At 69.2% G+C, this 12,125-nt stretch carries 11 protein-coding genes; 6 read left to right on the forward strand and 5 right to left on the reverse strand.

Translation table 11 applies throughout. The annotated features are described in order from the left end of the window. Positions 1-244: 244 nt before the first annotated feature. From corA to FHS23_RS18900, 3 genes are all read left to right on the forward strand, one after another. The gene (corA, locus tag FHS23_RS18890) at positions 245-1,348 is read left to right on the forward strand and encodes a magnesium/cobalt transporter CorA (RefSeq protein ID WP_183657711.1); all 1,104 of its coding nucleotides are present in this window, start codon (positions 245-247) and stop codon (positions 1,346-1,348) included. A gap of 328 nt (positions 1,349-1,676) precedes the next feature. Then, on the forward strand, positions 1,677-2,327 hold the full coding sequence (locus tag FHS23_RS18895) for a metallophosphoesterase family protein (RefSeq protein ID WP_183657714.1): 651 nt from the start codon (positions 1,677-1,679) through the stop codon (positions 2,325-2,327). Continuing rightward, complete coding sequence (locus FHS23_RS18900; RefSeq protein ID WP_183657717.1) at positions 2,324-3,166, forward strand: ParB N-terminal domain-containing protein; 843 nt, start codon at positions 2,324-2,326, stop codon at positions 3,164-3,166. Before FHS23_RS18895 ends, FHS23_RS18900 begins: the two co-directional genes overlap by 4 nt. Positions 3,167-3,265: 99 nt before the next feature. On the opposite strand, the gene FHS23_RS18905 is transcribed toward FHS23_RS18900, so the two are convergent. The 5 genes from FHS23_RS18905 to FHS23_RS18925 all read right to left on the reverse strand — a co-directional run bounded on the left by FHS23_RS18905 (position 3,266) and on the right by FHS23_RS18925 (position 8,345). Further along, positions 3,266-4,447, reverse strand: a complete 1,182-nt coding sequence (locus tag FHS23_RS18905; protein WP_183657720.1) for an ABC transporter ATP-binding protein — start codon at positions 4,445-4,447, stop codon at positions 3,266-3,268. Between the two features lie 4 nt (positions 4,448-4,451). Continuing rightward, entirely contained in the window at positions 4,452-5,291 is an 840-nt protein-coding gene (locus tag FHS23_RS18910; protein WP_183657723.1) for a carbohydrate ABC transporter permease, read from the reverse strand. Beyond that, positions 5,291-6,247 carry a carbohydrate ABC transporter permease gene (locus tag FHS23_RS18915; RefSeq protein ID WP_183657726.1) on the reverse strand — a complete coding sequence of 319 codons (957 nt, stop codon included), beginning with the start codon at positions 6,245-6,247 and terminating at the stop codon, positions 5,291-5,293. The genes FHS23_RS18910 and FHS23_RS18915 overlap by 1 nt, the downstream gene beginning before the upstream one ends. Continuing rightward, positions 6,244-7,569 carry an ABC transporter substrate-binding protein gene (locus FHS23_RS18920; protein ID WP_183657728.1) on the reverse strand — a complete coding sequence of 442 codons (1,326 nt, stop codon included), beginning with the start codon at positions 7,567-7,569 and terminating at the stop codon, positions 6,244-6,246. Before FHS23_RS18920 ends, FHS23_RS18915 begins: the two co-directional genes overlap by 4 nt. A gap of 251 nt (positions 7,570-7,820) precedes the next feature. Continuing rightward, complete coding sequence (locus FHS23_RS18925; protein ID WP_183658047.1) at positions 7,821-8,345, reverse strand: general stress protein; 525 nt, start codon at positions 8,343-8,345, stop codon at positions 7,821-7,823. A gap of 268 nt (positions 8,346-8,613) precedes the next feature. Here FHS23_RS18925 and FHS23_RS18930 point away from each other — a divergent pair, with 268 nt between their 5' ends. The 3 genes from FHS23_RS18930 to FHS23_RS18940 are packed head-to-tail and all read left to right on the forward strand — an operon-like array spanning position 8,614 to position 11,622. Next, a complete protein-coding gene (locus FHS23_RS18930) occupies positions 8,614-9,948 on the forward strand; it encodes a magnesium transporter MgtE N-terminal domain-containing protein (protein ID WP_183657732.1) in 1,335 nt (444 codons plus the stop codon). Then, complete coding sequence (locus FHS23_RS18935) at positions 9,941-10,480, forward strand: DUF1003 domain-containing protein (protein ID WP_183657735.1); 540 nt, start codon at positions 9,941-9,943, stop codon at positions 10,478-10,480. The genes FHS23_RS18930 and FHS23_RS18935 overlap by 8 nt, the downstream gene beginning before the upstream one ends. Next, complete coding sequence (locus tag FHS23_RS18940) at positions 10,477-11,622, forward strand: P-loop NTPase (protein WP_183657738.1); 1,146 nt, start codon at positions 10,477-10,479, stop codon at positions 11,620-11,622. The genes FHS23_RS18935 and FHS23_RS18940 overlap by 4 nt, the downstream gene beginning before the upstream one ends. The last annotated feature ends 503 nt before the right edge of the window (positions 11,623-12,125 follow it).

A 12,125-nucleotide genomic window follows, 5' to 3' on the forward strand; every position in this document is an offset into this window, starting at 1 on the left:
CTTCCTCACGCCGGTCCGAATCGGCCTGACTCCCGGCGAGCAGCGCTTCCGACGGTGTCGGAAACCGCACCTCCCTTGCCGTGAGGCATGCGCCACGGGTCGCAGAGGCGAGTCCCTCGCCTACCGCGGCCCTCACTTCGCTCCAGCGCGGAAGCGGTCCTGAGCACCCGCCCGCGTCGCTGGTCGAGCACCGGCCCTGCGTGGCACCTCAGTGAGATCCGGCGACACCCAGCCTGGAGAAGCCATGCCTGCGATTCCTTCCTTCGGCAACCTGCGGGGCCGCGGCGGCAGGGGCGTCCGCGGACGCCGCTCCCCCGTGCAGGCCCCGCAGCGCCGGCCGCAGCCGCTGTCGGCGTCCGTCGTCGACTGCGGCGTCTACGTCGGCGGCGAGCGCAGGCCCGGGACCTGGACGCACGAAGAGGCGGTCCGGGAGGTCCGCGACCGCGACGACGGCTTCGTGTGGATCGGCCTCCACGAGCCGACCGAGCTCCAGATCCAGGGCATCGCGGAGACGTTCGGGCTGCACGAGCTCGCCGTCGAGGACGCCGTGCACGCGCACCAGCGCCCGAAGCTCGAACGTTACGACGAGACGCTGTTCATGGTGTTCCGGACGGTGCGCTACATCGAGCACGAGTCGCCGACGACCGCCAACGAGATCGTCGAGTCCGGCGAGCTGATGGCGTTCCTCGGCAAGGACTTCATCATCACGGTGCGGCACGGGAACCACACGGGGCTGGCGCGGTTGCGGCGCGAGCTGGACGCCGATCCGGAACGGCTGCAGAACGGGCCGGCCGACGTCCTGCACGCGATCGCCGACCACGTCGTCGACCACTTCCTCGACGTCACCGACAAGATCGAGGACGACATCGACGAGATGGAAGCCGAGGTGTTCGCCCCGCGCACCCGCGTCACGTCGGAGCAGATCTATCTGTTCAAACGTGAGGTGCTGGAGCTGCGGCGGGCGGTCTCGCCGCTGGCGACGCCACTGCGCAGGCTCTCCGAGGGCTACACCCGGCTCGTACCCGAGGACGTGCGCTCGTACTTCCGCAATGTGCACGACCACGTCACGACCGTCGCCGAACGCGTCGAGGCGTTCGACGAACTGCTGACGACCCTGGTGGACGCCACGCTGGGGAAGATCACGCTGCAACTGAACTCGGACATGCGCAAGATCACCGCGTGGGCGGCGATCATCGCCGTGCCGACCGCCATCGCGGGCATCTACGGCATGAACTTCGAGTACATGCCGGAGCTGAACTTCAAGTTCGGCTATCCGCTCGTGCTCGCGATCATTCTCGGACTCTGTCTGCTGCTCTATCGAATATTCCGGAAGAACCGCTGGCTCTGAGCACCCGCTCGGGCCCGCGCTGAGGGGCACATCCGGTTTCGATCGATCACTCGTGGGGAGTTGTCATGATCCGCAAGCTCATGGACCTGAAGTTCTGGGGTGTCATGCTGGGCATCGCCTGGCTCGTCATGGTCGTCGCCCTCATCGCGGTCAACCCCGAGGCCGCAGCGGTGGCCCACTGACGCTGCCGACCCACTGCCGGCAACGCGCGTGTCCTGCGCTCAGACACGCGTGACCTGCAGCCGGACGCGCGTGTCCTGCATTCGGGATCATCGCCAGGCCCGATTTCGCACGTGTCCCGCGCCCGTGCGAGTCGTATCCTGTCGCCATGGTGCGAGCGCTGGTGGTCGCCGACGAGGTCGACGAGTCGCTGTGGTGCGGCCGTCAGGTCGACCTGGCCGTCGACGTCGTGCTCGGCGCGGGCGACCTGCCGTTCGGCTACCTGGAGCACCTCGCCGACCTGGTGGACGTACCGGTGGTGTTCGTGCCGGGCAACCACGACCCGGACCTGACCGGGTTCACGCGCCACCGCGGACTGTCGCTGCGCGGTGGAATCCCGACGTCGTGGCCCGGCCCCGCGGGCGGGATCGACGCGGACGGCCGCGTGGTCACGGTCGCGGGACTGCGGATCGCGGGGCTCGGCGGGTCGGTGTGTTACAACGGCGGGCCGAACCAGTGGACGCAACGGGCGCAGGCGCGTCGCTCGCGGAGGCTGGTGCGACGCGCCCGCGGCCGGCCGGTGGACGTCCTGCTGACCCACTCGCCGCCGCGCGGGGTCGGCGACCGCGAGGACCCGCCCCACCACGGCTTCGACTGTCTACACGAGACGGTCCACCGGCTGCGCCCGCGGTGGCTGCTGCACGGGCACATCCACCCTCACGGCGAGGCCGTGGCCGACCGCAGGCTCGACGGCACGACGGTGCGCAACGTCGTGGGCAGCCACGTGCTCGAACTCGGGTCGCTGGTGCAGCCGGCATGAGCCGCGACACCGGATTCCCCCGCGCCGACGCGGAACACGACTTCCTGCGCGCCCGCAGACGGCAGGTGCTGTCGCGGCTCTCGACGTGGCTGCGCCGTGAACCCGACGACGTCAACATCACGCTGCCGTTCGACGAGGTCGTCGCCGCGCTCGGCTGGGAGGGCCAGCGGCGCCTGGGGCTGCGGGTGATCACGCTGGACAGCATCGTCGGCAGCGTGGACCGCGACTCCGACTTCGACCGCCGGTTCCGGCCGACGTCGGGCAAGGTGCGGCAGCGCTGGGAGCGGCTCGCGCTGGCCAGCCGCCGCGGGGAGTCGATACCGCCGGTCGAGGTGTACCGGGTGGGCGAGCTGCACTTCGTCATCGACGGCCACCACCGCGTGTCCGTGGCGCACGCGCTGGGGCTCGGCACGATCGACGCGTTCGTCACCGAGGTCCGCACGAAACTCGACCCCGCGGGCATCCGCTACCGGGGCGATCTGATCGTCAAGGACTACCGGCGGCTGTTCCTGGCGCGTGTGCCGCTGACCGGCGAGGCTCGCGCTTCGGTCATCGTCACCGACCCGTGGGACTACGCCGAGCTCGGCGAACACGTCGAGGCATGGGGGTTCCGGCTGATGCAGGACTCGGGCACGTTCCTCGACCGGGCCACGATCGCCGCGCGGTGGTACGCCGACGAGTACCAGCCGGTGGTGCGGATGCTGCGGCAGGCCGATCTCGTCGGGACCCGGACCGAGGCCGAGGCGTACCTGTGGGTCGCGGGCGAACGCTACCGCCTCATCCGGACCCACAGCTGGGATGACGACCTCTTCGAGGCACTGCGCGCCCGGCGGCGCTGACCGCACGTCGGGCCCCGAACCGCTGGCCCGGATCACCGCCGAACCGGCGAAGGTGCGCTCGCGGACGTGCCGGAGCGCACCTTCGCCGCGCGGACCTGCTCAGCCGTCGAACGTCAGGTTCCTGCCCGACGTCGGGTCGAACAGCTGGAGACGGTCCGGGTCGAACCACACCTCCAGCGCCCCACCCTCGGCGGCGGCCGACGCCGCGTCGAGCCGGGTCACGATCGTCGATCCGCTGCCGGGCACGTCCGCCGAGCCGGCGTCGGCGGCGAGCTCCGCCAGCTCCTCGTTGACGGCCGTCTGCTCCTCGAGGGAGAAGTACGCGTACTTCTCGGCGCCCATCGACTCGAGGACGTCCACGGTGGAACGGAACGTCGCACCGGACTCGCGGTGTTTGTCGTCCACGAGCGAGACGTCCTCGAAATGCTCGGGGCGGATACCCGCGATGACCTCGCGTGGCCCGCCCGCCGCCTCGACGAGGCTCCGCACCCGGTCGGTGAGCGGCACCGTGCCGAGGGGGCTCTTGATCGCCCCGTCCTCCAGCGCGGCCGGAACGAAGTTCATCGACGGAGAGCCGATGAAGCCGGCGACGAACAGGTTGGCAGGCTGGTCGTAGAGGAACTGCGGCGAGCCGATCTGCTGTACGTGGCCGCCGCGCAGTACGACGACACGGTCGCCGAGCGTCATCGCCTCGGTCTGGTCGTGCGTGACGTACACGGTCGTCGTACCGAGCTGCTTCTGCAGTTTCGACACCGACGTGCGCATCTGCCCGCGCAGCTTGGCGTCCAGGTTGGACAGCGGTTCGTCCATGAGGAACGCCTTCGGGCTGCGCACGATCGCGCGACCCATCGCGACCCGCTGGCGCTGCCCACCGGACAGGTTCGCGGGCCTGCGGTCGAGGTGCTGTTGCAGGTCGAGGATCCGTGCCGCCTCCTCGACCTTCTCGTTGACGGTCGCGTCGTCGACCTTCGCCAGCCGCAGCGGGAACGCCATGTTCTCCCGCACGCTCATGTGCGGGTACAGCGCGTACGACTGGAACACCATCGCGATGTCGCGGTCCTTCGGCGACTTCTCGTTGGCACGCGCTCCGTCGATCCGCAGTTCGCCGCCCGAGATGTCCTCGAGGCCCGCGATCATGTTCAGGGCGGTCGATTTACCGCACCCCGACGGGCCGACCAGGATGATGAACTCACCGTCGGCGATCTCGATGTTCATCTCGGACACGGCGCGCGCCCCGTCGGGGTAACGCTTGGTCACCTTGTCGAGCACGATGTCTGCCATTGCCTTACCCCTTCACGGCACCGGACGTCAGCCCCGCGACGATGCGGCGCTGGAAGAACAACACGAACAGAATGATCGGAATGGTGATCACCACGGCGGCTGCGGAGATCGTTCCCGTCGGGTCGTCGAACTGCGAGGTCCCGGTGAAGAACGACAGGGCCGCGGGAACGGTTCGCGATGCCTCGGTCGAGGTCAGCGAGATCGCGAACAGGAAGTCGTTCCAGCAGAGGATGAACACCAGGATCGCCGTGGTGAACACACCCGGTGCCGCCAGCGGGGCGATCACCCTCCGGAAGGCCTGAGCCGGTGTGGCGCCGTCCATCTTGGCCGCCTTCTCCAGCTCCCACGGGATCTCGCGGAAGAACGACGAGAGCGTGTAGATCGCCAGCGGCAGCGCGAACGTGATGTACGGCAGGATCAGGCCGGGCCACGTGTCGAAGAGGCCCAGTTGCCGCTCGATGTTGAACAGCGGCGTGACCAGCGAGATCTGCGGGAACATCGCGATCAGCAGCGACACCCCGACGAGCAGTTTCTTGCCGGGGAAGTCGAGCCGGGCGATCGCGTACGCCGCCATCATGCCGAGCACGACCGCGATGAACGTGGCGATGAGCGCGATGCCGATCGAGTTGAACAACGGCCGGATGAACTCGGTCGTCGCGAAGATGTCCCTGTAGTTCTGCAGCGTCCATTCCCGCGGGATGAAGTTCCCGTCGGCGATCGTGTCCTTGGTCTTGAGCGACAACGACGCGATCCACAGCACCGGGACGAGCGCGTACACCACGACGATGATGTCGAGCAGCGCCCAGCGCGCCTTGCGGCCTGCAGTGGCCGTCTGCATTGCCATCAGCGCTTACCTCCGTCGTCGCTGCCCGGCGCGGCCGTGCCGAAGCCCTTGACGAACAGGAACGCGATCAGCGCCACCGTCAGGAAGATCAGCACCGCCATGGCGGATCCGATACCGAGATTCAGCCCCTTGATGAGGTTGTTGTAGGTCTGCATCGACACCGACGACGTGTCGTTCGAGCCGCCCGTGAGCACGAAGATGTTGTCGAAGATCCGGAACGCGTCGAGTGTGCGGAACAGCAACGCCACCAGGATCGCCGGCTTCATCACCGGCAGCATCACCTTGGTGAACCGCTGCCAGGCGTTCGCCCCGTCCATCGAGGCGGCACGCATCAGGTCGTCGGGTACGAGCGCCAGGCCCGCCATCAGCAGCAGCGCCATGAACGGCGTCGTCTTCCACACCTCGGCCAGCGCGATGATCAGCAACGACGGCCCGTACTCGGTGAGCGGGGCGCCGCCCTCGGCGAGGAGGTTGGCGAGATACCCCGTTTCGGGTGTCCAGGCGTAGTACCACGAGAACGCGGCCGCCACGGTGACGATGCCGTACGGGATCAGCGCGACCGTCCGGACCAGCCCGCGCCCGACGAGGGTGCGGTGCATGACCAGCGCCAGCGCCATGCCGAGCACGAACTCGATGGCGACGGTGACCACCGTGATCAGCATCGTCGTGCCGAAGGCGGTCCACCAGTAGGGGTTCGACAGCACCGCGATGTAGTTGTCGAGCCCGACGAACTCCTGCTCGCCGGGGAACCGCAGGTCGTAGCGCTGCAGCGACAGCCAGATCGAATAGACGATCGGATACCCGGTGACGGCGAGCATGACGATCGCCGCGGGTGCGCACAGCAGCCAGCCGAGCCTGCGTTCGGCCTTCCGGCCTTCGCTGAGCCTGGCCTTCTTCGGTGTCCCCGTCGACGCCGCAGGCTCCCCGCCCGATGCGTCGGTGACCGCGTGGCTCATGGGATCACGCCCTTCGAGTCGAGCGCGGCGGTGAGTTCCTCACGGAGCCGCTCCGCCGTGCGCTGAGGGTCGATTTCGGACGGTGGCGACAGCACCTTGGCCATCACCGTGGACAGATTCTGGTACGCGGGCGTCAGCGGCCGGACCGCCGAGTTCTGCAGCGCCTCCTTGATCGTCCCGCGCATCGGGTACTCCGTCGCCATGCTCGGGTTGTCCTCGGGGTCGGCGGGCTTCGACGGATCGAGCGGCTCGGTGTCGTCGTAGACCGTCTCGATACTCGGCGGCACGCCGTCCTTCAGCGCCGAGTACTTCTGGTGCTCGGCGCTGCGCAGGCACAACGCGGCCTCGAACGCCGCGGGCTTGTTCGTCGACGCCGACGAGACGGCCAGGTCGTAGCCGCCGATGGTGCTGCGGCCCGGTTCGCCCTGCTGGACGCTCGGGTACGGCGCCCACTTGAAGTGCTGCAGCGTGTCCGGCTTCTCCGCGGCGTACGAGGCGTAGACGAACGGCCAGTTGATCTCGAACGCGCCGCGGCCCTGCTGCATCGCCAGGCGAACCTCGTCCTCCTGCTGGTTCGTCAACGACGGGTCCGTCAGCCCGGAGGTTGTGATCTCCTTGAGGATCCGCAACGCCTCGACGGCGCCCTCGTCGATGATCACGCGTTCGCCGTCGTCGGAGAGAATGCGCCCGCCCGCCGACGCGACGAGGGAGTTGTAGAACACGACGAGGCCCTCGTACTGGGCGCCGGTGAACAGGATCTGGTGCGGTTCGCCCTCACGCTTGAGCCGTTTCGAATCCCGGATCATCTCGTCCCATGTGGATGGCGGTTCCGGCGTGAGGCGGTCGTCGTACCACAGCAACTGGACGTTCGTGTTCTTCGGCGCGGCCCAGAGTCTGTCGTCCCACTGCGCGGTCGCCAGCGGACCCGGCAGCACGTCGCGCTCCGCCTCGGCCTTGCGGTCGCCGGTCCACTCCTCGATCCAGCCCGCCTCGGCGAACTCCGGCACCCACGTGACGTCGAGCCCCAGCACGTCCATCGTCTCGTCACCCGCCGCGAGCCTGCGGACCATCTGCTCCCGCTGACCGTCGGCGTCACGGGGCAGCTTGTGATAGACGATCCGGTACCGGCCGTCGGCCTGCTCGTTGCAGTCGTCGACGACCGTCTGGAAGTTGTCCTCCGGGGCGTAGTAGACGTCGATCGTCCGGTTGTCGTCGGTGCCGCATGCGGTGACCAGGCCGGCCCCGGTGACCAGTGCGCAGGCCAGCACCGCCGCCCGTGCGGGTGGTCGGTGCCTGCGCGGCCGCGTCGGCGGTAGCGCCATCTCCTCCTCCTCCACGTAGTACACGCGGGACCGGAGGAATCGGCCTCCGCACCCCGTCGTGCGTGAGAATCCAGAATCGCGATCGTTGGACCGCTCGAGTGATCGCCGGAAAGGTATTCCCAACGATCACGGACGGCAAGCGCGGACTGTAACGATTCGGTCGGAGACGGGCCGAGACCCGACGAAAGAACTACTCCAGGACGGCGGTGCCCGCGGCGCCCGGGATCAGGTGATGATCACTCGGGGTGGCGTCAGCCGTGGGTGCCCATGTTCAGCTTGGCGAGCAGGTCGCGGCCCTGCTCCGCGTTCCGCGGCTGGCACAGCACGTCGTAGCGGCCCGCCACCAGCTGACTCGACGACGAGAAGTCCCGCCTGCCGCGGGTCGACGCGTAACTCACCGCCGCGAACGCCACGCCGAAGCCGATACCGACGACGAGTCCGATGAGGATCGGCGCCAGGGCCATGCCCTCGGCGTTGTTGCTGAACATGCTCAGCAGCAGGCCGACGAACAGACCGAACCACGCACCGGACGCCGCGCCGGTGCCGAGCACGCGACCCCACGACAGCCGTCCGATGACGCGTTCGACCAGCATCAGGTCGACACCGACGATCGTCACGTCGCGCACGGCGAAGTCGTTGTCGGCGAGGTAGTCGACAGCCCGCTGTGCTTCCTCGTAGGTGTTGTACGAACCGATCGGCCATCCGGTCGGCGGTGTGGGCAGCTTCGGCTGCCCGGGCGCCTGGCGGCCTGACGACAGTGGACCGGTCACGATCATCACCTGTGCTTTCGACTGCTCCGCGTTGTCAGCACTGTAGGCAGCGACCCACGTGGCTGGGTACCCGCAGTGGTGCTCGTTCATACGTGCTCGCCCACCGGGGAGCACCCCGGCGAAACGGCGAATCCTCCACAACAATACGTACTTTCGCGTCGGGATGATCACCGGACACGGCGCGAGATCGGCGCGGCACGTGAGGCCGGGGCCCGCCACGCCGTGTGGTGATCACCGCTGGGCAGGTCGGCCGCGGCACGCCTACGCTTGGCCCATGGCCGCCGTCAACCGGGTTTTCGCAGCTCAGCTGGCAGGACTACCGGTCTTCGGACCCGACGGCGAGTCGATCGGCAAGGTGCGTGACCTGGTCGCCGGGCTCCGGCTGGATCACCAGCCGCCGCGAGTGCTGGGCCTCGTCGTGGAGGTCTCGACCCGGCGCCGCGTGTTCGTCCCGATGTTGCGGGTCACCGCGATCGAGTCGAACGCCGTCACCCTCGCCACGGGGTCGGTGAACATGCGGCGGTTCCACCAGCGTCCCAACGAGGTCCTCGTGCTCGGCCAGCTCCTGGACGCCCGCGCCCACCTGCCACCGGAAGGCACCCGGCTCACGGTCGTCGACGCGGCCATGGAACCGACACGCACGCGCGACTGGGTGCTCGCCAAGCTGGCGGTCCGGCAGCGCACCGGTCCGTTGAAGCTCACCGGCCGCAGGGGCGGACTGCAGGTGCTGAGCTGGGAGGACGTGTCCGGCCTGGGCCTGGCCGACCTCGGCACCCAGCCTCAGGGCGCCGGCCAGCTGCTGATGCTGTTCGACACGATGCGCGCGGTCGACGTCGCCGCGACCCTGCGCGACCTGCCGCTCAAGCGCAGGCACGAGGTCGCCGACGCGATGGACGACGAGAAGCTCGCCGACGTTCTCGAAGAACTGCCGGAGGACGATCAGAAGGAGCTCGTCGACTACCTCGCCGACGAACGGGCGGCCGACGTGCTCGAGGCGATGAGCCCCGACGACGCCGCCGACCTGCTCGGCGAACTCGGCCCCACCGAACAGACCCGGCTGCTCGAACTGATGCATCCCGACGAGTCCGGTCCGGTCCGCAGACTGCTCGCCTACTCGTCCGACACCGCGGGCGGACTGATGACCCCGGAACCCGTCGTGCTCGCCCCGGACGCCACCGTCGCCGAGGCGCTCGCCCACATCCGCAACCCCGACCTGACGTCGGCACTCGCGAGCATGGTCTTCGTGTGCCGTCCGCCACAGGCCACGCCGACGGGCCGTTACATCGGGTGCGTCCACTTCCAGCGGCTGTTGCGCCGACCGCCGGCCGAACTCGTCGCCTCCGTCGCCGACACCGACCTGCCCCCGCTGCCGCCCACCGCCCCACTCGCGGAGCTGACCCGGTACTTCGCCGCCTACAACCTCACGTGCGCACCCGTCGTCGACACCCGGGACCACCTGCTCGGCGCCGTCACCGTCGACGACGTGCTCGACCATCTGCTGCCCGACGGCTGGCGCGAGACCGGCCTGCGCGATCTCGACCCCGGAACCCCGGCCGGCGACGGCACCCCACCGCCCGCCGGCACACCAGCGGAGAACGACCATGCCTGAACCGACCGGCCGCAGACGGCTCGACCAGCCCCGGCACTCCCACCGGCTCGGGCGGTTGACCCCGAACCTGGACTCCGAGGCGTTCGGCAACACGGCCGAACGCCTCGCGCGTTTCCTCGGCACCGGGCGCTACCTGTTCTGGCAGACGCTTCTGGTCATCGTCTGGGTCGCACTCAACCTCACCGCCGTCACGCTGCGCTGGGACCCGTATCCGTTCATCCTGCTCAACCTGGCCTTCTCGACCCAGGCGGCGTACGCGGCGCCGCTGATCCTCCTGGCACAGAACCGGCAGGACGACCGGGACCGCGTCTCGCTCGAGGAGGACCGCGCCCGCGCCGCGCAGACCAAGGCCGACACCGAATTCCTGGCGCGCGAGCTGGCGGCACTGCGGTTGGCGGTCGGCGAGGTCGCGACCCGGGACTACCTGCGCAGCGAGCTGGACAAGTTACGCGAAGACCTCGATGGGCAGCCACGTAGCATGGGGAGACAACAGCAGGCCGCCAGCGACAGAAGGTCGGTGCCCGAGCAGTGACCACCACGCAAGAACAGCCCAGTGTCGAGACCGTCCGCACCGCGTTGGACTCGGTACAGGATCCGGAGATCCACAAGCCGATCACCGAGCTCGGCATGGTCAAGGACATCACCGTCGGCGACGGCGGGGTCGTCACCGTCGAGGTGTATCTCACGGTGGCCGGGTGCCCGATGAAGGACACGATCACCAAGGACACCAAGGCCGCCGTGAGCGAACTGCCCGGCGTCAGCGAGGTGCGCGTCGAGCTCGACGTCATGAGCGACGAGCAGCGCACGGAACTGCGCAAGCAGCTTCGCGGTGACGCCGAGGAGCCGGTTATCCCGTTCGCCCAGCCCGGCTCGATGACGCGCGTGTACTGCGTCGCGTCCGGCAAGGGCGGTGTCGGCAAGTCCAGTGTCACCGTCAACCTGGCCGCGTCCATGGCCGAACGCGGGCTCAAGGTCGGTGTCGTCGACGCCGACATCTACGGCCACTCGGTGCCCCGGATGCTGGGCGCCGACGAGAAGCCCACCAAGGTCGAGTCGATGATCATGCCGCCGCAGGCGCACGGCGTGAAGGTCATCTCCATCGGCATGTTCACCCCCGGCAACACTCCTGTGGTGTGGCGCGGGCCGATGCTGCACCGCGCACTGCAGCAGTTCCTCGCGGACGTCTTCTGGGGCGACCTCGACATCCTGCTGCTCGACCTGCCCCCGGGCACGGGCGACATCGCGATCTCCACTGCGCAGCTCATCCCGAACGCCGAGATCCTGGTCGTCACCACGCCGCAGCAGGCCGCGGCCGAGGTCGCCGAACGTGCCGGTGCGATCGCGCTGCAGACACGTCAGCGCGTGGCGGGCGTGATCGAGAACATGTCGTGGTTCGAGGCCCCCGACGGGTCGAGGATGGAGATCTTCGGCTCCGGCGGCGGGCAGACGGTCGCCGACTCGCTGTCGAAGTCCGTCGGCGCCGAGGTGCCGCTGCTCGGCCAGGTGCCGCTCGACCCGCGACTGCGCGAACAGGGCGACGCGGGCACGCCGCTCGTGCTGTCCGCACCCGACGCCGCCGCCTCCGAGGTCATGCGTGCGGCCGCCGAGAAGCTGTCGGTCCGGGCACGCGGCCTGGCCGGGATGATGCTGAACGTCTCTCCCGCGGGCAGCTGACGGCCGACGCCGTCACCACGTGTCCTGCGCTCGGACCGCGTGTCCTGCACGCGCTCGTGCAGCCGGTGGAACACCCGCGCTCGGCACGGCCCTGGCAGGACTGCGGCGGTGACCACGGCGTGAGCGGTGGTCCCGAGGCCTCCACCCCCAGTGCGAGGGATGCCTCGGGACCACCCGCGCGCGTGCACGATCCGCGCATGCGCTCCCCTGCCGAGGCACCGGCCGTCGTCACTGCGCGCACTCCGCGACCGGTGTCACTCGCCTGCCGGCAGGGCCTGCCGGCGTCCGGGCACGCAGCCCTCGGACACGAGGTACACGCGCCGGCGCCGACGAAGGTTGCCGAACCGGCGCAGGACCCGACGAAAGTAGGGGTGCAGCGCGACGCGCGGATTCCCGTACTCGGACACAGTCGCGCGTCAGCGTGAGTGGCCACGGCCGGGCGCACACGGGCCCGAGTGCAGAACACGCCTGGCTGAGTGGAGAAACACGCGAGGCGGGCGCCG

This window comes from Prauserella isguenensis (assembly GCF_014191605.1).
Lineage (GTDB): Bacteria > Actinomycetota > Actinomycetes > Mycobacteriales > Pseudonocardiaceae > Prauserella > Prauserella isguenensis.

Coding starts and splice junctions, on each gene's coding strand:
- corA (WP_183657711.1), top strand. CDS start 245: ATGCCTGCGATTCCTTCCTTCGGCAACCTGCGGGGCCGCGGCGGCAGG.
- FHS23_RS18895 (WP_183657714.1), top strand. CDS start 1,677: ATGGTGCGAGCGCTGGTGGTCGCCGACGAGGTCGACGAGTCGCTGTGG.
- FHS23_RS18900 (WP_183657717.1), top strand. CDS start 2,324: ATGAGCCGCGACACCGGATTCCCCCGCGCCGACGCGGAACACGACTTC.
- FHS23_RS18905 (WP_183657720.1), bottom strand. CDS start 4,447: ATGGCAGACATCGTGCTCGACAAGGTGACCAAGCGTTACCCCGACGGG.
- FHS23_RS18910 (WP_183657723.1), bottom strand. CDS start 5,291: ATGGCAATGCAGACGGCCACTGCAGGCCGCAAGGCGCGCTGGGCGCTG.
- FHS23_RS18915 (WP_183657726.1), bottom strand. CDS start 6,247: ATGAGCCACGCGGTCACCGACGCATCGGGCGGGGAGCCTGCGGCGTCG.
- FHS23_RS18920 (WP_183657728.1), bottom strand. CDS start 7,569: ATGGCGCTACCGCCGACGCGGCCGCGCAGGCACCGACCACCCGCACGG.
- FHS23_RS18925 (WP_183658047.1), bottom strand. CDS start 8,345: ATGATCGTGACCGGTCCACTGTCGTCAGGCCGCCAGGCGCCCGGGCAG.
- FHS23_RS18930 (WP_183657732.1), top strand. CDS start 8,614: ATGGCCGCCGTCAACCGGGTTTTCGCAGCTCAGCTGGCAGGACTACCG.
- FHS23_RS18935 (WP_183657735.1), top strand. CDS start 9,941: ATGCCTGAACCGACCGGCCGCAGACGGCTCGACCAGCCCCGGCACTCC.